General features: G+C 58.6%; 18 protein-coding genes and 1 tRNA gene. 11 read left to right on the top strand and 8 right to left on the bottom strand.

The annotated features are described in order from the left end of the window. Positions 1–149 precede the first annotated feature (149 nt). Positions 150–1364, top strand: a complete 1215-nt coding sequence (locus B3759_RS15215) for a glycosyltransferase family 87 protein (protein ID WP_291367231.1) — start codon at positions 150–152, stop codon at positions 1362–1364. Between the two features lie 52 nt (positions 1365–1416). Here the strand turns inward: B3759_RS15215 and B3759_RS15210 are convergent, their stop codons facing one another. From B3759_RS15210 to B3759_RS15200, 3 genes are read right to left on the bottom strand one after another with little or no spacing between them, the layout of a single operon-like run. After that, entirely contained in the window at positions 1417–2376 is a 960-nt protein-coding gene (locus tag B3759_RS15210; protein WP_291367229.1) for a rhodanese-related sulfurtransferase, read from the bottom strand. Next, a complete protein-coding gene (locus B3759_RS15205; protein ID WP_291367228.1) occupies positions 2363–3214 on the bottom strand; it encodes an ABC transporter ATP-binding protein in 852 nt (283 codons plus the stop codon). Before B3759_RS15205 ends, B3759_RS15210 begins: the two co-directional genes overlap by 14 nt. 4 nt (positions 3215–3218) lie before the next feature. Further along, entirely contained in the window at positions 3219–4268 is a 1050-nt protein-coding gene (locus B3759_RS15200) for an ABC transporter permease (RefSeq protein ID WP_291367226.1), read from the bottom strand. Positions 4269–4518: 250 nt separating this feature from the next. Between B3759_RS15200 and B3759_RS15195 the strand changes: the two genes are divergently transcribed. Together B3759_RS15195 and B3759_RS15190 are read left to right on the top strand one after the other, a co-directional pair. Beyond that, positions 4519–5904 (top strand): transglycosylase SLT domain-containing protein, encoded by a 1386-nt coding sequence (locus B3759_RS15195; RefSeq protein WP_291367224.1) that lies wholly within the window; start codon positions 4519–4521, stop codon positions 5902–5904. Between the two features lie 45 nt (positions 5905–5949). Beyond that, a complete protein-coding gene (locus B3759_RS15190; RefSeq protein ID WP_291367222.1) occupies positions 5950–6498 on the top strand; it encodes a peroxiredoxin in 549 nt (182 codons plus the stop codon). Positions 6499–6519: 21 nt separating this feature from the next. Here B3759_RS15190 and B3759_RS15185 read toward each other — a convergent pair whose 3' ends face one another. The 4 genes from B3759_RS15185 to B3759_RS15170 form a co-directional block, all read right to left on the bottom strand. Beyond that, the gene (locus tag B3759_RS15185; protein WP_291367220.1) at positions 6520–7056 is read right to left on the bottom strand and encodes a hypothetical protein; all 537 of its coding nucleotides are present in this window, start codon (positions 7054–7056) and stop codon (positions 6520–6522) included. Positions 7057–7383: 327 nt separating this feature from the next. Then, a complete protein-coding gene (gene hemW / locus B3759_RS15180) occupies positions 7384–8559 on the bottom strand; it encodes a radical SAM family heme chaperone HemW (protein WP_291367428.1) in 1176 nt (391 codons plus the stop codon). A 27-nt stretch (positions 8560–8586) separates the two neighbouring features. Next, entirely contained in the window at positions 8587–10578 is a 1992-nt protein-coding gene (locus B3759_RS15175) for a potassium transporter Kup (RefSeq protein WP_291367218.1), read from the bottom strand. A 99-nt stretch (positions 10579–10677) separates the two neighbouring features. After that, positions 10678–11373 carry a YggS family pyridoxal phosphate-dependent enzyme gene (locus tag B3759_RS15170; protein ID WP_291367426.1) on the bottom strand — a complete coding sequence of 232 codons (696 nt, stop codon included), beginning with the start codon at positions 11371–11373 and terminating at the stop codon, positions 10678–10680. Between the two features lie 237 nt (positions 11374–11610). Between B3759_RS15170 and B3759_RS15165 the strand changes: the two genes are divergently transcribed. Continuing rightward, on the top strand, positions 11611–12477 hold the full coding sequence (locus B3759_RS15165) for a sulfotransferase family protein (RefSeq protein ID WP_291367216.1): 867 nt from the start codon (positions 11611–11613) through the stop codon (positions 12475–12477). A 21-nt stretch (positions 12478–12498) separates the two neighbouring features. Here B3759_RS15165 and B3759_RS15160 read toward each other — a convergent pair whose 3' ends face one another. Beyond that, positions 12499–13479, bottom strand: a complete 981-nt coding sequence (locus B3759_RS15160) for a glycosyltransferase family 2 protein (protein WP_291367214.1) — start codon at positions 13477–13479, stop codon at positions 12499–12501. A 211-nt stretch (positions 13480–13690) separates the two neighbouring features. Here B3759_RS15160 and hisG point away from each other — a divergent pair, with 211 nt between their 5' ends. The 7 genes from hisG (at position 13691) to B3759_RS15125 (ending at position 18196) form a co-directional block, all read left to right on the top strand. After that, positions 13691–14425 carry an ATP phosphoribosyltransferase gene (gene hisG / locus B3759_RS15155; protein ID WP_291367212.1) on the top strand — a complete coding sequence of 245 codons (735 nt, stop codon included), beginning with the start codon at positions 13691–13693 and terminating at the stop codon, positions 14423–14425. A 66-nt stretch (positions 14426–14491) separates the two neighbouring features. Further along, on the top strand, positions 14492–15784 hold the full coding sequence (hisD, locus tag B3759_RS15150; protein ID WP_291367211.1) for a histidinol dehydrogenase: 1293 nt from the start codon (positions 14492–14494) through the stop codon (positions 15782–15784). A 130-nt stretch (positions 15785–15914) separates the two neighbouring features. Further along, positions 15915–16133: a translation initiation factor IF-1 gene (gene infA / locus B3759_RS15145; protein ID WP_010667149.1), complete on the top strand. Its 219-nt coding sequence runs from the start codon at positions 15915–15917 to the stop codon at positions 16131–16133. A gap of 15 nt (positions 16134–16148) precedes the next feature. Continuing rightward, the gene (locus tag B3759_RS15140) at positions 16149–16787 is read left to right on the top strand and encodes a Maf family protein (protein ID WP_291367210.1); all 639 of its coding nucleotides are present in this window, start codon (positions 16149–16151) and stop codon (positions 16785–16787) included. Further along, entirely contained in the window at positions 16775–17881 is a 1107-nt protein-coding gene (locus tag B3759_RS15135) for a ribonuclease E/G (protein ID WP_291367209.1), read from the top strand. The genes B3759_RS15140 and B3759_RS15135 overlap by 13 nt, the downstream gene beginning before the upstream one ends. After that, positions 17874–18059 carry a DNA gyrase inhibitor YacG gene (locus B3759_RS15130; RefSeq protein ID WP_291367208.1) on the top strand — a complete coding sequence of 62 codons (186 nt, stop codon included), beginning with the start codon at positions 17874–17876 and terminating at the stop codon, positions 18057–18059. The genes B3759_RS15135 and B3759_RS15130 overlap by 8 nt, the downstream gene beginning before the upstream one ends. Positions 18060–18120: 61 nt before the next feature. After that, positions 18121–18196, top strand: a tRNA-Phe gene (locus B3759_RS15125). The last annotated feature ends 68 nt before the right edge of the window (positions 18197–18264 follow it).

The following is an 18264-nucleotide window of genomic DNA, read 5'->3' as shown; positions in this document are numbered from 1 at the left end:
AAGTGACGGGCAGGCACGACACGTTATCACCTCAGGTTTGGCGCGGGCGTGCATAACGCGCAATCCGCTGATTTTCATAACGCAGCAGCACGCCAGACAATGCCCGGATCATAGCATTTGCTTCATGCTTTACAGATACAGTCGAAGCCATGACTGCCGCTACATCTTCAGGAAAACGACCTGCCAGTCTGCTGTTTTTTCTGGTCTGGTTCTGCATCCGTGTCTGGGCGGTTTGCTCCTGCACCATCCTCATTACTCACGGTCTGTCCCAGCTCCATGCCGGATGGACCGACGGAGCCGGACATCCATTTTGCGAGGACTTTCTGAACCTGTGGTCGGCGGGATTTCTGCTACTGCATCACCATCTGATGGTTGCTTACAATTTCGAGGCATTTCACCATTTTCAGATCGGCATCGTTCATCATGCCATCAATCTGTATCATTACAGCTATCCCCCTGTTTCGGCCTTGCTGAGCATTCCTTTCGGGCTGCTGCCCTACCCTCTCGCCTGCGTTCTGTGGCAGGGCGGTGGATGGCTTGCCTTTGCTCTTGTCCTGAGGCGGATTACCCCGAAACACTGGTGCCTGCTTGCACTCGCCTGGCCTGCTGTTTTCGTAAATACTCTGTCCGGGCAGACAGGTTGCTGGATTGCGGCCATTATCGGCTACGCACTGCTCGACCTTCGGGACAATCAGACAATACGCGCCGGTCTCCTGCTTTCACTGCTTGTCGCCAAACCGCAGCTTGGCTGGATCGTGCCTCTTGCGCTTCTGAGTGGAAGGGAATGGAAAGCGCTATTCACGATGGCTGTGGGCAGCGTGGGGCTTCTGGCTCTAAGCATCATGGTGGCTGGCATCCAGCCCTGGTTCGCATGGCATGAAAGGTTGAGCATTCTTCGCCGAATTATTCTCGAAGATGGCTCGGGGGTTATGCAGCGGATGATGTCGGTGTTCGTATTGGTCCGTCATGCGGGTGCAAGCGTCGATACGGCATGGCTGATGCAGGCGGCGGCAACTCTACTCAGTGTCGCTCTACTCATGCTGGTCTGGAACAGGACGCGTGCTGGCCAGATATCCTTTCCGGTCAAGGCATCCGTTCTCGTCCTCGCCATTCTGACAGCATCGCCGTATGTCAGCGATTATGACTGCGTCATGCTGGCGTTTTCCTGCGTCTGGCTCTGGCCTCTCACCGATCGCTGGGGCAGGATTATTCTGGGAATGGCTGCTCTCTCTCCCATCATGGCGGCTGGCATTGCTCTTGGCACCGGTATTCCGTTGGCCGCTGTTTTTCTGTGGGCCGCCTATATCTGGGCCGTAATCCGGGTCGCCGGGCTTAAAGTCAGTCCCCACCTGTTCAAACACTGAAGTTCTGGCGGTCCATTTCCAGCGTTTGTAGTAGTTTTCACGGGGAGCTGTCCTACTCGGCCGGTCCCAGATGATGCGTGCCACGTCGTGCAGCCAGACGGGTCTGCTGCTCGCGATCCGCATAACGGCGGCGCTGCGCTTCAGTCCGTTCATCATGGCAGGAAGGGCAGCTTACTCCCTCCTCATAGAGCGGTGACGCCTTGTCCTCATCACTGACCGGGCGACGGCAGGCGTGGCAGACTGAGTATTTCCCCTGCTCAAGGCCGTGTTTCACCGTCACGCGCTGATCAAAAACGAAGCATTCTCCTTCCCAGAGGCTCTTATCCTCCGGGATGGTTTCAAGATATTTCAGAATACCGCCCTTGAGATGAAAAACATCTTCCACACCCTCCGCCTTGGCGAAAGCCGTAGACTTCTCGCAGCGGATACCGCCGGTGCAGAACATGGCCACCTTCGGCTTGCGTCCCTGCGCCGCGAGTTCGTCGCGTTTTGCACGGAACCAGTCCGGAAATTCACGGAATGTCGCAATCTGCGGATCTATTGCGCCCTGAAATGTTCCGACTGCCACCTCATAATCATTGCGGGTGTCAATGAGGATCGTATCCGGGTCCAAAATAAGATCGTTCCACTCAGCCGGATCGACATAGGTTCCGACAATGGCGCGAGGATCGACACCCGGCACGCCCATGGTGACGATCTCTTTCTTGACGCGTACCTTCATCCGCAGAAACGGTAGTTCAGCAGCGCGGGATTCCTTGATTTCCAGATCGGCGCAGCCCGGCAGGGCGCGGATATGCTCCAGCACCTTGTCCATAGCCTCATCGCTGCCAGCAATCGTGCCGTTGATGCCTTCATGCGCGAGAAGCAGGATGCCCTTTATGCCCAGAGAACAGCACAGTTTCGCCAGAAGGCCGCGGATGGCCTCACAATCCTCGAAGGGCGTGAAACGATAAAGCGCGACAACCCGGACAGGCAGAGTGGAGTCAGACAGATTATGATCAGACATGAGCATTCATCGCTTCCGCATAAGCCTTCAGCACGTCAGAGGCCGGGCCATCCATTTTCACACGCCCGCCTTCAAGCCAGATAATCCGCGAGCACCATTCTTCAAGCACGGGGAGAGAGTGGGACGTGATGACCAGAATTTCCGCCCCGTCCACGACACTGGCAAGACGGGCACGCGCCTTGTCCTGAAACCGGGCGTCTCCCGCCATGAACCATTCATCCATCAGCAGGATCTGTGGCGCAATCGCCGTCGCCAGTCCGAAGCCGAGACGAATGGCCATACCCGATGAATAAAGCCTCAGTGGCAGATCCATGAATTCGCCAAGCTCGGCGAACGCTTCCACATCCTGCTCAAGCTGTTTGAGCTGTGCGGATCGTAGCGCCTTGTGCTGTGCGAGCAGATAGATGTTCTCACGCCCTGTCAGGGCCGGATTCATGCCGGAATTGGTGTCGATCAGCGTCTCGACCGACCCCCGAACCGTTACCATACCGGGCTGTGCGAGATAGATCCCACCCAGCACTCGCAGGAGCGTGGACTTCCCCGCCCCGTTATGGCCGACCAGACCGACACGTTCTCCGCTGCGGATCGTCAGCGACAGATCGCTGATGGCCCGAACCTCAAGCACGCCGGGTGCGTTATCGCTCATGCGGACTTCCCCACCCGTGCGGGAGCCCCGGCTTAACTGAAGGGGACGTTTAACCTTGCCAAAAAGGCTTTTCTTGAGTGAACGCGCTCCGCCGTGAAAGATCGGGAAGTCGAGAGTCAGATGATCCAGCCGGATGAACGCCTTCGGCTGTCCCGGTTTCCGGTCGGTCGTGGCTGGAGCGGGGGCGAAGCCTGTCACGTCGTCAGATCCAGAAGGCGAGTTGCGCCCGTGAGCGCGAAAACACGAAAAGACTACTGAGCCAGAGCAGCACGCTCAACCCGATTGCGACACTCCATACAGAGATGGAGGGCATCTCTCCCGTCAGAGGTTGCCTGACGATTTCAAGCAACGAATAGAACGGGTTGAGAATAAGCCACCATCCTTTTGCGCCAAGCTGTTTGGCGCTCCAGATGATTGGCGTCACATAGAACGCGACCTGCACGATACTGGCGACGATGGGCGGAATATCCCGGTACCGGGCGGCGACCGAACCGAGCAGCAGGCAGAAGGCAAAAGCGTTCAGTGCCCAGATGAGCAGACCCGGCACCGCAAACAGGGCGACCGGTCCGGGCAACAGCCCAAAGATCAGATAAACCCCTATCGGAACGACAATATTGTAGCCAAACATCAAGCCATTGCGGACCAGAACGCGTAGGGCCTGAAGGGAGAACGGCAGACGCGTCGCCCGGATCGAACTCGCTTCATTGATGAAGCAGGAACAGGCGTCCTGCGTCACCCCTGCAATCCCGATCTGCCAGAGGATCATGGAGATCGCGAGATAGGGCAGATAATCCTTCAGAACGATATGGAAGAGATTACTGTAAATCCCTCCCATCGAGCCGATCATCACCGCCGTGCCGAGTGTGAGCCAGAGCGGCCCCACCCGGGAGCCACGGAACTGAAGTTTGATATCCAGCCAGCCGAGGGACACGGCCAGACGCCACAGGCGCAGGCCCTCTCCAATATCTTCCAGAGCCAGCCTCAGACGGGAGCGACTGACAGCCGGATCATCATCGGGATCACCCTGCTCCCAGTCATCGACATGCCTGTCGGCAGCCGCCTCACCTTCCGACAAGGACGCATGCTCCATACTCTCCTGCGTGGAGGAGGTGGGGAAATCCCCGATGATCGGTGTCGCAGCAGAAAGCTGGCCAGTCGAGGCAGTCATGGTCCGACCGCGTAGCCCATCCGGCCCGTCGGCGGCAACTCCTGTGAGCCATCCGCCACCCGGAAGCACGCTGCTCTCTGCCATTATCGAACCTGTGAAAACGCGACTCCGTCTATGCCACGATAACGTCATAATTCGGAGCCAAAGGGGAGGTTCTCAGGATCGGGCTCGTATGCAAGGCGGATAAATCGCGTGCATCCTGCCGCATTGAGGGTTATTCCTGCGCTTTGAAACACAGGGTGGAAAGGGGAGATACGCTTTGCGGACCGGGAACGAGAGACCGATGCACCATGCGCCCGGGTTTCCCCCGCGTCACGCCAGAACATCTGCCCCCATGCACAGCGCAAAGCGCAAGGTTCCCCGCATAGTCCGCCAGCTTCAGGCTCCAGCCGTTCTCGGCCTGCTTGCCCTCCTGTCAGCCTGCGCCGGTCAGGGACCGCAGTCCGACATGCAGATTCCCATCGCGCAGGAAGAAGCACGCTACCGGGCCCACGCGAAATCCTATTACGCTCCACCCGGCTCGAGCGATGATCCGTGGGGTCCCTACATCACGGAAGCCTCCCAGCGTTTCGACATCCCGGAAATCTGGATTCGTAGCGTCATCCAGCGCGAATCCGGCGGCCGACTGTTCCATAATGGCGAACTGGTTACGTCCGCTCCCGGCGCAATGGGCCTGATGCAGTTGATGCCGCCAACCTACGACGCCATGCGTAGCCAGTACAATCTCGGCGACGATCCGTACGACCCGCATGACAACGTCCTCGCGGGCACGGCCTATATCCGCCAGATGTATGACATCTATGGATCGCCGGGGTTTCTGGCTGCCTATAACGCAGGTCCCGGTCGTCTTGAGGACTTCATTTCCCGCAACCGTACCCTGCCGCGCGAGACCCGTAACTATGTCGCCGCCATCGGGCACGAGATCGCCGGGATTTATCCCAACAGCCGCTCGCAGGCCGATCTTCTCGTCGCCAGCCATACAACCGGTCAGAGCGCGGAATATGCCGCAGCAGCCCTGCCGACAGGAACAGCTGCAAGCATTCGCAATGCATGGGCACAGCGTACAGGTGGCAATTCGCGACCTGTAGAAGTTGCAGAAGCGCCCACATCCTCCGCAGAGGACACGACGCCCGTCGTTTCGGCTCCGACCTACACCCGCCAGATGGCCCCGGTTTCCAGCAACACCGAGTCTCCACAGGCTGTCAGCTCGGTCTGGGCGGCACGCATGAAAGCCAACGGTGCAAGTGCAGAACCTGCGGAACAACCGCAGGCGTCAGCTGAGCCAGTATCTGCTCAGCCCGTCGTCATCAATGATAACGCCATGCCTGCGGCACGCCCTGCCCGCACCGCCAACAGGTTCGCTCTGATCTCTTCAGCCTCTGCCGCGTCCGCTCCGCTGTCTTCCCGCACGACGACCACCAGTCGTGTTTCAACGACAGCAGAAAGCGCAAGCGTGGCCAGTTCTTCCCGGGCATGGGCCATTCAGGTCGGTGCGTTCAGCACACCTTCCCTCGCCCAGACTGCCGCCAGCCGCGCCCGCTCCAAAGCAAGCAATGATCTGTCTTCGGCCAGAACCCAGATCGCCAGTGTGCGTCTCGCCAGAGGCCAGATTTACCGCGCACGCCTGACCGGCCTTTCCCACTCGGAAGCAACAGCCGCCTGTCACCGTCTCGATGTCGGTTCTTCCAACTGTGTGGTTGTCTCGCCTGAGGGCATCTGACCAAACTTCGCTATCAGCTTTATTCACCGGCAAGGAACGATTATCATGGCCAAACACAAGCTTTTCGGCCTGATCCTGACGGCTGGTCTGATGCTCTCGCTACAGGCGAACGCCGCTCTGCCGACGGGTGATAAGGCTCCCGCTTTTACGCTTCCGGCGAGTCTGGCTGGCCATGAATTCAGTTTTTCGCTGGCGAAGGCCCTGAAGAAAGGCCCGGTCGTTCTGTATTTCTATCCTGCCGCCTTCACACCCGGCTGCACGATAGAAGCGCATGATTTTGCCGAGGCGATGGACCAGTTTCAGGCCCTGAACGCAACCGTCATCGGCATCTCGATGGACCAACTCGATACGCTGAAAAAATTCTCGGTCAGCGAATGTCGCAATCGGTTCGCTGTCGCCGCCGACGAGAGTGGTTCCGTATCAGCGCTGTATGACGCCAGACAGTCCCATGACACGCATGCAGCACGTGTGTCCTACGTCATCGCGCCCGATGGGAAGATTCTCCTGAGCTATGAAAACCGCTCGCCGGATGAGCATGTAACCCGCGCTCTTGCCGCTCTCCAGAAATGGAAAACGGACTCATCCCGGCACTGAAGTCTCTTCAGGAAGCGATAATCAGCCCGCTTCCCACTGCACCTTTCTGAGAAACCACTGTAGCTCCAGAACGCTGCTCAGACGTGCTCCTTCCGGCGTGTCGATCAGTGGTCCCGTGCGGCTGCGGGGTTCAATCAGCCCCCATTTCACCAGATCGCCACGAATCTTGGCGTCGTCATACTCGTAGCCTTGCCGCACGATCTCCTTCAACCGTTCGACAATGGTGGCCAGAAGGGTGAGATCGGCCGAGTGCCGCGCCAGCATGCTGCGCCTCACCTCGGCCACTGCCTGCATGGCCACACGCGGCACCTCTCCTTCCTGCACGAGAGGCGTGATTGTATAGCCAAGATTGAGATAACGCTCGGGGTAATCCGTTGTGAGCCACTTCTCGCCCCCAGCCACTTCGACAAGCCATGCTTCCACCTTCGCCTCGATCTGCGGCAGGGCGAAGTTTCCGCTCAGAATTTCCTCGGGGGTCGCTGAGGCTTTTCGTCCGGCAGAGGGTTCCTCCCCGGAAGGGTGCTGTTCTGCCCGATCTTCAGGCACATCCTTATTCAACAGGATCTTGCTCCTCCGTGGGCACCTCAGGGGCAGTGCAATACCCAGGTTATCATTGGTCAGACAGACACTCTGCCACAACAGCAGAACAAGCTATTTTCCACGAAATCACGTCCGGGAAAACAGCGTTACCGCATTTTTCAGACGATTGTTAACGTCTCAATACATAGTCCATTTCTATCACCGACCATAGAGCGAGCCTAAGTCAGCCTAGCGCAGACTTGCCCTCCACCTGAAATCAACTGACCGGGCGTTTCCGCCCTGTAACGCCTCTACTTTCGCATTCTGGCAAAAAACAGACAGATCATTCGCCGGCCGGTCAATCCATTACAGCACAAGCCGTGGCAGAATCGCTTCCAGTCTTACGCGGCCTGATGGCGTCGCCACCAATCCGCCGCCCGTAAGCTGTCTCAGATACCCTTCCTCCAGACACAGTTGCAGCACGTTGTCATCAAGAGCATCGGCGAAGACGCAACCTGTGCGCGCTTCAAAAGCGGCGCTGGAGACACCCTCCGCCAGCCGTAGTCCCATGAGCAGCATCTCGCGGGAGCGATCCAGTCTGTCCAGAGGATCAGCGCTGGTCTCACCGGTGCCGGTCTGCTCGACCTTTTCAGCCCATATCTCCGGCGCACGATGACGCCGCGTTGCCAGCAATTGTCCGTCGAGTGTCAAACGCCCGTGCGCCCCTGCCCCGATGCCGAGGTAATCCCCGTAGCGCCAGTAGGTCAGATTATGACGACTCTCCGCGCCCGGCACGGCGTAATTGGAAACCTCGTAAGCCGACAGACCGTGCCGTGCCGCCACCTCTGTCGTGTCGTCATAAAGCGCCGCCGCCAGATCCTCGTCAGGCAGAACAAGTTTGCCCTGACGAAACAGCCCTTCAAACTTTGTGCCGTCCTCAATGGTCAACTGGTACAGCGAGACATGATCGGCGACGAGATCAAGTGCCTGAGCCAGTTCAGCACGCCAGTCTTCCCGCGACTGGCCCGGACGCGCGTAGATGAGGTCAAACGTAACCCGCGGGAAAATCGTTCGCGCCATTTCCAGCGCTCGCACTGCCTGCCCCGCGGAATGCTCGCGTCCCAGCATCTTCAGCGCATCATCACGCAGAGACTGCACGCCCAGCGAGACCCGGTTCACGCCCGCGTCACGAAATCCCTGCAAGCGGGCCGCTTCCACACTCGTTGGATTGGCTTCCAGCGTGATCTCGATATTCGGATCCGCATCAAAGAGCGTACGGGCATCCTTAATCAGCGCCGCCACACCTTCTGGCGGCATCAGGGAAGGCGTCCCGCCCCCGAAGAAGATTGATGTCAGCGACCGCCGACCCAGACGAGCCGCTTCATGCACCAGTTCCTTCCGCAAAGCCGCGATAAAGCGTTCTGACGGGATACGCTCGCGCACATGGCTGTTGAAGTCACAGTAAGGGCATTTCGCCAGACAGAATGGCCAGTGGATATAAAGCGCAAGAGGCCCGCCATCTGCTGACGAGCCTCCTTGCATGAGAGAAGATGAGGTTATCACAAAGCCTCAGATAGCGACTTTCACGCCCAGTTCCACCACACGATCCATCGGAATCCGGAAGAATTCGGTCGCCGGTGTGGCGTTACGCGCCATGAACATGAACACGGCCATCCGCCAGCGCGCCATTTTTGGCACCGAAGAGCGGGCGATCAACTCACGCGAGATGAAGTAGGAAGCGAGAGACGGATCGAAATCGATGCCGTTGGCCTTAAGCTCTTCCAGCGCACGCGGGATATTCGGCGTTTCCATAAAACCATAGCGCAGAATCACCCGGTAAATGTCGTGCGCCAGTTCCTCAACCATCACACGGTGACCGCGATCGGCTTCCGGCTGATCGAGGTTCTGGATGGTCACGAACAGCACATGATCGTGCAGGACCTTGTTGTGCTTGAGGTTATGCAGCAGACACGGCGGCACGAAATCAGGCGTGGCTGTCAAAAACACGGCCATACCCGGCACACGTATCGTGCGGGACTGCGGCAAACGGGCAATGAACGAACCCATCGGCAGACTGTCCTGCCCCTGTCGCGCAATGATGAGGCTGCGACCGCGTTTCCACGTCGTCATCATCAGGGTGAGGACGCAACCCAGCATCAGCGGCACCCAGCCGCCGTCCGGAATTTTCAGCGCATTGGCCGAAAAGAACGTCATATCAATGAGAAGGAACGGGATGAACGTGCAGTAGACCGCCTGCGCCGACCAGTGGAAATGCTTGCGGAACACGATGAAGCACAGAATCGTCGTGCAGATGAACGTCCCAGTGACCGCGATGCCGTAGGCAGCTGCCAGCGCATCCGAACTGCGGAACGCCACGACCAGCAGGATCGCGCCAACCATCAGGAAGCGGTTGAAGTCGGGAAGATAGATCTGTCCCTCTTCCTCGGCGTTCGTATGCACAATGCGCATCCGCGGCAGATAGCCAAGCTGAATGAGCTGTCTGCACACCTGGAACCCGCCAGAAATACCGGCCTGACTTGCGATGACCGTGGCGAAGGTGGAGAGGATCACCAGCGGAACCTGCATGGAATGCGGGGCCAGCATGAAGAACGGATTCGCCAGTGCACTTGGGTCCGCCATCACCAGCGCGCCCTGCCCGAAATAGTTCAGCACCAGCATAGGCAGGACAAAGAACAGCCACGCATAACGGATCGGCTGACGGCCAAAATGGCCCATATCGGCATACAGAGCCTCAGCACCCGTCACGCAGAGCACAACGGAGCCAAGCGCCATGAAAGACAGGGTGCCATGATGGATAATGAACTGAAGGGCGTAGAACGGTGAAATGGCGAACAGCACTGCAGGATGATGCAGGATCTCGAAGAGACCCATCATGCCTAGAGACCCGAACCACAAAAGCATGACCGGCCCGAAGATCGCTCCGACCTTACCTGTGCCGACCCACTGGACGCTGAACAGGCCGATGATCACTGCAATGGCCATGGGGATGATGAATTCCTGCGCCGCAGGGAAGCTCACCTCCACACCTTCAATCGCCGAAAGGACCGAAATGGCGGGCGTGATGATACCGTCGCCAAAAAACAGGCAGGCTCCGACAATGCCGATCAAGCCAAGGATCATCCGCATGCGGCCATCAGCCGTGACACGCTGGGCGAGAGAGGTCAGCGCGAGAATACCGCCTTCCCCATTATGATCAGCCCGCATCACGAGGAGAACGTATTTGACGGTCACGACGATGATGAGTGTCCAGAAGATCAGGCTTTCAATGCCCAGAACCTCTGTGTTCTGCACTGGATGGTGGCCGGACACGACTTCAATGGTGGAGCGCAGTGCGTAGAGCGGGCTGGTGCCGATATCGCCATACACAACACCAAGCACACCGAGGAGTGCTGCGAAACCAACGGGCGGGGCCTCATGCTGAGGCTGATCCGCACCGAATTCCGTCACTTTCGGGCTCTGATGGGCCGCAGCCCCCGCGCCTTTGTCCGCAGCAGCAGGCGGTGCGCCGTTGCTGCCAGCCGATGTCTCGTGTCCGGTCATTCTTCGCGTTGCACTCCCTTACGCGGGCCTTACGCGGACTTTCACACTGAGAAATCCGCGTCCTCGGAAAAATCGTTGCCGGAGACTTACCGGCTCAGGTCAGTCTCCGGCAAGCCCTGTGGGCCTTGCGCCAAAGATGGCTGTCCCAACACGCACCAGCGTCGCGCCCTCCGCAATTGCCTGCGGATAGTCTGCCGACATGCCCATCGAACGCACCGGCAGACCGTGCTGATCCGCCAGTGAACGCAGAAAACGAAAATGCGGAACAGGGTCCTCCCCCGCTGGCGGAATACACATCAGTCCGCGCAGTTTGTCTCCAAACCGCTCGCGGCTCTGGCGGATAAATTCATCGGCGTTTTCACGTGGCACACCGAATTTCTGCGGCTCATCACCCGTGTTCACCTCGACCAGCAGGTCCGGCATGCGCCCTTCCTGATCCGCCGCTTTCGCCAGCGCATCCGACAGAGAAGGCCGGTCCAGACTTTCGATCACATCCGCAATCCGCACGGCTTCCCGTGCCTTGTTGGTCTGAAGACCACCGATGAGATGCAGCCGAAGATCAGGATACTGTTCACGCAGCGAAGGAAATTTCTCTGCGGCTTCCTGCACCCGGTTTTCCCCGAACACTCTCTGCCCTGCCCGAAGAGCGGCTTCCACCGCAGAGGCCGGATGGAACTTGGAGACCGCGACCAGCGTGACAGCATCAGACGGTCGTCCAGCCATTTCCACAGCTTTTGCGATCTGCCCCCGCACCTCATCCAGAGCCTTGCTGATAGCCGTCGCAGCCATTTCCATGGAAGATCCGTCAGAATGTGGGAGTGTCATGTCCTGCACCTTGCGCTTTTGTCATGCCCGGTCAAGAGTCCGCTCCGTTATGACCGCGCTCCAGTATGCGATCGAATGGCCGCGCGCTTCTGCGTGCACCACTACTCGGCTAAAGAACTCCTGTCATAAAGCAGTAACACGCACGGGAGATATCGCACCCTAACTCTTCTGACTGACCATCGTTATTTCAAATGAGGCGCATTTCTCATGCAGGGTTCCAATCAGGAAAAGCGGGTGATTGTGGTCCTTGGCGCGCGAAGCGGCACTTCTGCTCTCAGCGGAACTCTTTCGTTGCTCGGAGCCGGCCTGCCTCAAAACCTGATGCAGGCGAACTGGGCCAACCCGAAGGGGTATTTTGAACCACAGGACATAGCAGAACTGCACGACGAAATTCTCGCCTCCACGGGAAGCTCATGGTCCGACTGGCGTGAATTTCCCCGCGACTGGTTCCATTCCGAAGCTGCCGCCCATTACGCGACAAGACTGACGGAGATGTTCCTCAATGATTACGAGAGTGCATCAGGTCTCTGTATTCTGAAAGAACCCCGGATCTGTCGCCTTCTTCCCCTCTGGGCGGACGTTTTTCAGGCGGCGGGCGTCGTGCCGCTGTTCTGCTTCATCGACCGTGCGCCGCGTGAGGTTGCCGCCTCGCTGGCGGCACGGGATGGCTCCTCCAAGGAGCAGGGACTTCTCTATTACATCCGCAATCACATCGAATCAGAACGGGATACACGCAGCGCCCGACGAGCTTTCGTTCAGTACGACGCCCTGCTGCATGACTGGCGAACCGTTGTTGACGGAATCAACCGGGATCTCGGCATATCCTTTCCGCTCGACGGTGCTGAAGCGGCGGAAGTGGATCAGTTTCTCGAACGAAATCTCAGAAATCAAAATGTCGGGCAGACGGAGCCGGATGACTGGATTGAGGCTCTGGCCAGTTCAATCCACAAAGCCTTCTCAATGCTGACGAGCGATCCTTATGACCCGGTAGGACTTGCCATCATGGATCATGCGCGGGTCGTCTTCGATATGCGCAGCCCTGAAATCAGCATCGCCCAGAGCGCAAACACCTGAACAGAATGCAGTCGCCCCCCCTCAGTCCAGACGCCGCTTTTCTCCCATCCCAAAAGCGAGATAGTGGTAAAAGGCTTTCATGCCTGAGGCGGCGACGTCGGGATAAAGTTCGAGATATTTCCCGGCCTTGAATGTCTTGGTCTGGGTAATCCTGCCCTCTTCCACTTTCACCAGTTCGACAAGATCGGTGGGGGTCGCCGGTGCCGCGGGTTGTATCGTTCCAAAAAACTCCGAACGCACGCCAATCGCCCGGAAGTGGTTCAGGGCACCGGGAAAACGCAGATAGACGCCGTTTTTAAAGCGCCCGAGATACTCTTCTTCCGTCATGAAGAAATACTCGATCAGGTGCATGCCAGCCCCTGAAAAATTTCTAAGCGCCTCCAGATCCGTCACATCCACCCGGTCACGCAACTTGCGGGAGGCATGTTCCACCAGCATGTCGAACGGCTTGTGGTGCATGTGCAGATAGGCCAGCCGGGTCTCGACAAAGCCTTTCTCCACGCGCGACGTGATCGCATGGTAGCCGAGATCGACTTCGCCCACCGTTTTGCTGGCGACGAACTTCTTGGGAAAATCCATCGGCATGAAACAGCCGGGAACACCGGGCACGTTACCCGGACTGAACCGGATCTGCAGCGCACGCTTTTCACCGATCAACCCATCCAGATAGGCGTGAATCGCCTCTCTGGAACAGGTGAAGCCTTCTTCCGTGTAGACGGAGAGAAATTCGTCGCAATCAACCGGGATTGCAAAGTCGTAGTCTTCCGTTGCATCCCAAAATTCAATGATCCGTCGGGCATATTCGCCCTTCGCCTCAAAATCCTTCGCCTTGCCCAGCCCCCGGAAGACCCGGACACCCGCCTTCTCATAGGTGTCGAGCGTGGCAAGCACAGACGGTTCGACGGAACCATTATCCAGAACAACAAGATTTTCGAAGCCGAACAGGTATCCGTAATGCCGGAACCACGCTTCAAGCAGGAGGGTTTCGTCCCGCTGCATCATCACACATTTCACACGCGCCATTCGCGCAGCACCCCGTCCGGCCTTGACTACGAAGGCACCCTACAGTCGAGGGGGTTAAAACTCTATTCCTCCCGGAACAGACAGTTTTGGCGGAGTGTTCACTCTATGGTAAACGCCGCATCGACCTTACACAAAAGCCGCCTCCCCGCGGCCTGAGCCCGGCATCCGGCCGGGCGACCCGGAGCATCACATGAACCTCGACCGGACTACGGACCTCGCAGCGAACGCCCCCGTCAACAGAGACGAGACGACGCACGCGACCCATCATCCGGATGACAGGCTGGTGCTGGCGCTCCCCAAGGGCCGTATTCTGAAAAGCGCCGGGCCTCTGCTGAAAAAGGCAGGCATTATCCCGTCCTCCGACTGCCTTGATGAAAGCAGCCGTCGCCTCCGCTTTTCCACCAACAATCCAAACCTCGACGTCGTGCGGGTGCGCTCCTTCGATGTAGCTACCTTTGTGGCGCAGGGCGGCGCCCATCTCGGCATCTGTGGCGCTGATGTCATCATGGAGTTTGACTACCCCGAGCTCTACGCACCGCTGGATCTCGGGATCGGTGGCTGCCGCGTCTCCGTGGCGCAACCCGTTTCCGATTCCCTTGAAGAAGATGAGACACGCCTGTCGGAAATCCGCGTCGCCACGAAATACCCCTCCATCACCCGCCGCCATTTCGCCGCGCGTGGCATCAATGCTGACATCGTGCATCTGCATGGCGCGATGGAACTGGCCCCGATGCTCGGCCTGTCCCGCGTGATCGTCGATCTGGTCGATACGGGCTCCACCCTGCGGGCCAACGGCCTGCGCGAGGTGGAAACCATCGCTCACATTACAAGCCGTCTGGTCGTCAATCGCACAGTGATGAAGACGCGCCCGCAGGAAATTGCACGTCTGATCGCCAGTTTCCGCGATGCGCTGGCTGCGCCCTGATCATTTATCTTCAGTAGACTCATTTTATCCGGCCCGATTTCACCGGGCAGAAAGACAGAGAGCATCATGAAACGTCTTGATACAGGCTCCGCCGACTTTGAAGCCGGTTTTGTCGCACTGCTGGCTGACCGTGAGACGGAAAGCGGTCGTGTCGACAAACCTGTCGCCGCCATTCTTGAGGATGTCCGCACCCGTGGCGACGCCGCCGTCTGCGAACTGACATCGAAATTCGACAGACTTCCTCTGACGCCAGATCAGCTCCGCATCACGGCGGAGGAAATCGACGCCGAGACTGCGAAAGTTCCACAGGACCAGATCGACGCGCTGAACGTAGCCGCGTCCCGTATCGAAGCCTTCCACCGTGCCCAGTTGCCGAAGGACATGGAATTCACGGACGCTGACGGCGTGACCCTCGGGCAGCGCTGGAACGCGCTCGACGCCGTAGGACTCTATGTTCCCGGCGGCAAGGCAGCCTATCCCTCCTCCGTGCTGATGAACGCCATTCCGGCCCATGTGGCTGGCGTGGAACGTCTGGCCATGTGCGTGCCGACGCCGGATGGCGTGCTGAATCCACTGGTTCTGGCGGCGGCAAAACGTTCCGGCGTGACCGAGATTTACCGCATCGGCGGTGCGCAGGCCGTTGGCGCGATGGCATACGGCACGGAGACAATCCATCCCGTGGACCGCATCGTCGGCCCCGGCAATGCCTATGTCGCGGAAGCCAAGCGGCAGGTTTTCGGGCGTGTCGGTATCGACAGCATCGCCGGGCCTTCCGAGGTCGTCGTAGTGGCGGACAATCAGAACAACCCGCGCCTTGTCGCGCTGGATCTGATGGCGCAGGCCGAGCATGACGAATTGGCGCAGTCGATTCTCATCACAAATGACGCCGCTTTTGGTGACGCGGTGGCCGCCGCCGTCGAAACCGAACTGAAAACGCTCACCCGTTCCGCTATCGCCTCCGCAAGCTGGCGCGATTTCGGCGCGATCATCACCGTCGCAAACTGGGATGAGGCCGCTAAACTGGTGGATCGGATCGCGCCCGAGCATCTTGAACTGATGCTGGATGATCCCAAATCAGTGTTCGCAAAGGTACGGCACGCCGGTGCAGCGTTCCTCGGACGCTTCTGCCCCGAAGCAGTCGGCGATTATGTCGGTGGTCCAAACCACGTGCTGCCGACCTCACGCACGGCGCGATTTGCATCCGGTCTGTCAGTCTACGATTTCCTCAAGCGGACAACCTATATCGCCGCTGACAGGGAAGCGCTGGAAAAGATCGGACCCGCAGGCGTAACCCTAGCCAATGCAGAAGGTCTCGAAGCTCACGCACTGAGTATTTCGGCGCGTCTCGGCAATTCGTGACTCGGCAAAAATCAGCCAGAACTTGACCCGGAGGCGCAGGCGCGGTCATAAGACCGCCCTTGACCAGCTATTTCAAGCAACCGGGTTCACTACAGGGAAGCCGACAACCATATGAAGAGTGGAAATAACGATGTCTAAAGAGGACATGATCGAGTTCAGTGGAACCGTAACGGAGCTGCTGCCTAACGCCATGTTCCGCGTCAAGCTCGACAACGAGCACATGATTCTGGCCCACACGAGCGGAAAGATGCGCAAGAACCGCATCCGCGTGCTGGCTGGTGACCGTGTGAGCGTAGAGATGACGCCTTATGACCTGTCCAAGGGTCGCATCACATTCCGCTTCAAGTAAGACCGGGTGCCGGGATTGTCTGATAACCCGGCTGGCGGACCGGGTGACGCCGCGCAAGAGCGGCCCCACCTGATCCTTGCCTCGGCCTCTCCACGACGTCTGACTCTTCTCGAGCAGATTGGCTTGAAGCCGGATCGCATCGATGTCCCCGACATTGATGAAACACCCCGAAAAGATGAATTGCCGCGCCTCTATGCGCAGCGTCTGGCACAAGAAAAGGCAGCGATTGTCGCCGCCCGTACGATTGACCCGGCGTTGATTCTGGCCGCCGACACGGTCGTAGCGCTTGGGCGTCGTATTCTACCGAAAGCCGAAGACCGCAAGACAGCCGAATCCTGCCTGCGTCTTCTCTCCGGGCGTCGTCACATCGTTCTGACAGCTGTCGCCATTCAGCCAAGCGCAGCATGGGTAGACGGACGTGCCGGTCTGCGTGTGGTGGAAACGGGCGTCGTATTTTCCCGTCTGACCGAAGCACAGATTCAGGGACTGCTTGATGGCGGCGACTGGGAAGGCAAGGCCGGAGGCTACGCGCTTCAGGGGCAGGCCGCCTCCTGTATCCGCTTTGTCTCCGGAAGTCCGTCCGCCGTCATCGGCCTGCCACTTTTTGAAACAGCCCAGCTTCTCCGAGGTCAGAAAGGCCAGTGGCTGCCGTGAAAGGCACGCTACGCCTCGCCTGCTCGCCGGGTGAGGCCCGGATCGCTGTTTTCGAGAACGGAACACTTCAGGATTTCGGGATCTGGACACCGGGACATTCAGACCATCTCGGTTCTGTGTTCCTCGGGCGCGTCACAGCTCTTGCTCCCGCGCTCGGAGGAGCCTTCGTTCATATCGGCCTCGGCGAAGCCGGCTTCATGCCTGTGCGGGACAATGATCCCGTTCTGCATGAGGGTGATGCCGTTCCCGTGCAGCTCATCCGCTGCGGTATGGGCGGAAAAGGTCCACGCCTGAAACGGGTGGAACTGTCTTCTCCTGCTACAGAAATCGGTTTGATACAGCAGGGCCCTTCACCGCTGGAAGATATGGCGCAGCGATGGACTGGCGATATTCTGGTCGATCATCCGACTTTCGCCGCCCGTGTGCCTCCGCCTCTCCGGGATCGGGTCAAGCTCGTGCAGCAGGCATGGACCGATGACATCCACGATGCCGTTGATGACCTGCTGGAATCGGACATTGCTCTACCGGGCGGGATGCGGGCCAGCATTACGCCTACTCCCGCGCTTGTCGCCATCGACATGGACACGGCTGCGGCCTCCGGGATGGCAGGACTGAAACAGACAACCCAGTTTGCTCTGAACCGGGACGCCTTTCCTGCTCTGGTGCGACAGATCTGCCTGCGCAATCTTTCCGGTGCGATCCTGATCGACCCCGCCGGTCTTTCGACCCGCAAGAGGCAGGCGCTTCGTGACTCCATTGAAGAGGCTCTGAAAGCCGACCCCCTGAAAGCCCGCTGTCTTGGCATTACAGCACTGGGTCTGGTGGAAATCGTGCGGAGCAGAATCCGTCCTCCCCTGCATGAGCAGATGTCCACTCCTCATGGCCGCGCCATGACCGCGTTGCGGGATCTCGTGGCATCCTGTGCCGATCAGCCTTCCTCACGTCCGATTCTGGAGGCCGGAGCAGGGCTTGTGGAGGCTCTGAGCAGCGACACTCTGGCTGTCGAAGACGTTGTCGCATGGTGTGGCTATCCTCTGATCCTTCGCAGCACCCCGAATCTTCCCTCTCTTTCATGGAGTATTGTCCGTGGCTGAGCCCCGTCCCTGCCCGATCTGCAAGAAACCTTCGACGCCGGAGTTTCGTCCGTTCTGCTCCCGTCGGTGCGCTGACATTGATCTCGGACGGTGGTTTTCCGAGGATTATCGCGTTCCGGCAGAACCCGTTTCCGAGGATGGAAAAATTTCTGACACAGAAGACGACCTCCCCGCTTGATCTTCATGGCAAGGCGGGTTAAATGCTCCCCCACACCAGCCGGTTAAACCGCTGGCCTGGTGCCCAAGTAGCTCAGTTGGTAGAGCATGCGACTGAAAATCGCAGTGTCACTGGTTCGATCCCGGTCTTGGGCACCATTTAAACAAAATTCTCAATAATTTTGTTTCGAGATTATTCCTGACATCCCGAATAGCAAATCAGCATA

The organism is Acetobacter sp. UBA5411 (genome assembly GCF_002409645.1).
Classification (GTDB): domain Bacteria; phylum Pseudomonadota; class Alphaproteobacteria; order Acetobacterales; family Acetobacteraceae; genus Acetobacter.
The sequence above is the reverse complement of the archived record's forward strand: the minus strand, read 5'-3'. Positions and strand labels throughout refer to the sequence as shown.

Bases quoted from the DNA above. Each gene is read 5' to 3' on its own strand.
- hisD (WP_291367211.1), top strand. From the start codon at position 14,492: ATGAAACGTCTTGATACAGGCTCCGCCGACTTTGAAGCCGGTTTTGTC.
- B3759_RS15170 (WP_291367426.1), bottom strand. From the start codon at position 11,373: ATGGAAATGGCTGCGACGGCTATCAGCAAGGCTCTGGATGAGGTGCGG.
- B3759_RS15175 (WP_291367218.1), bottom strand. From the start codon at position 10,578: ATGACCGGACACGAGACATCGGCTGGCAGCAACGGCGCACCGCCTGCT.
- B3759_RS15215 (WP_291367231.1), top strand. From the start codon at position 150: ATGACTGCCGCTACATCTTCAGGAAAACGACCTGCCAGTCTGCTGTTT.
- B3759_RS15200 (WP_291367226.1), bottom strand. From the start codon at position 4,268: ATGGCAGAGAGCAGCGTGCTTCCGGGTGGCGGATGGCTCACAGGAGTT.
- hisG (WP_291367212.1), top strand. From the start codon at position 13,691: ATGAACCTCGACCGGACTACGGACCTCGCAGCGAACGCCCCCGTCAAC.
- B3759_RS15160 (WP_291367214.1), bottom strand. From the start codon at position 13,479: ATGATGCAGCGGGACGAAACCCTCCTGCTTGAAGCGTGGTTCCGGCAT.
- hemW (WP_291367428.1), bottom strand. From the start codon at position 8,559: ATGCAAGGAGGCTCGTCAGCAGATGGCGGGCCTCTTGCGCTTTATATC.
- B3759_RS15190 (WP_291367222.1), top strand. From the start codon at position 5,950: ATGGCCAAACACAAGCTTTTCGGCCTGATCCTGACGGCTGGTCTGATG.
- B3759_RS15210 (WP_291367229.1), bottom strand. From the start codon at position 2,376: ATGCTCATGTCTGATCATAATCTGTCTGACTCCACTCTGCCTGTCCGG.
- B3759_RS15195 (WP_291367224.1), top strand. From the start codon at position 4,519: ATGCACAGCGCAAAGCGCAAGGTTCCCCGCATAGTCCGCCAGCTTCAG.
- B3759_RS15165 (WP_291367216.1), top strand. From the start codon at position 11,611: ATGCAGGGTTCCAATCAGGAAAAGCGGGTGATTGTGGTCCTTGGCGCG.
- infA (WP_010667149.1), top strand. From the start codon at position 15,915: ATGTCTAAAGAGGACATGATCGAGTTCAGTGGAACCGTAACGGAGCTG.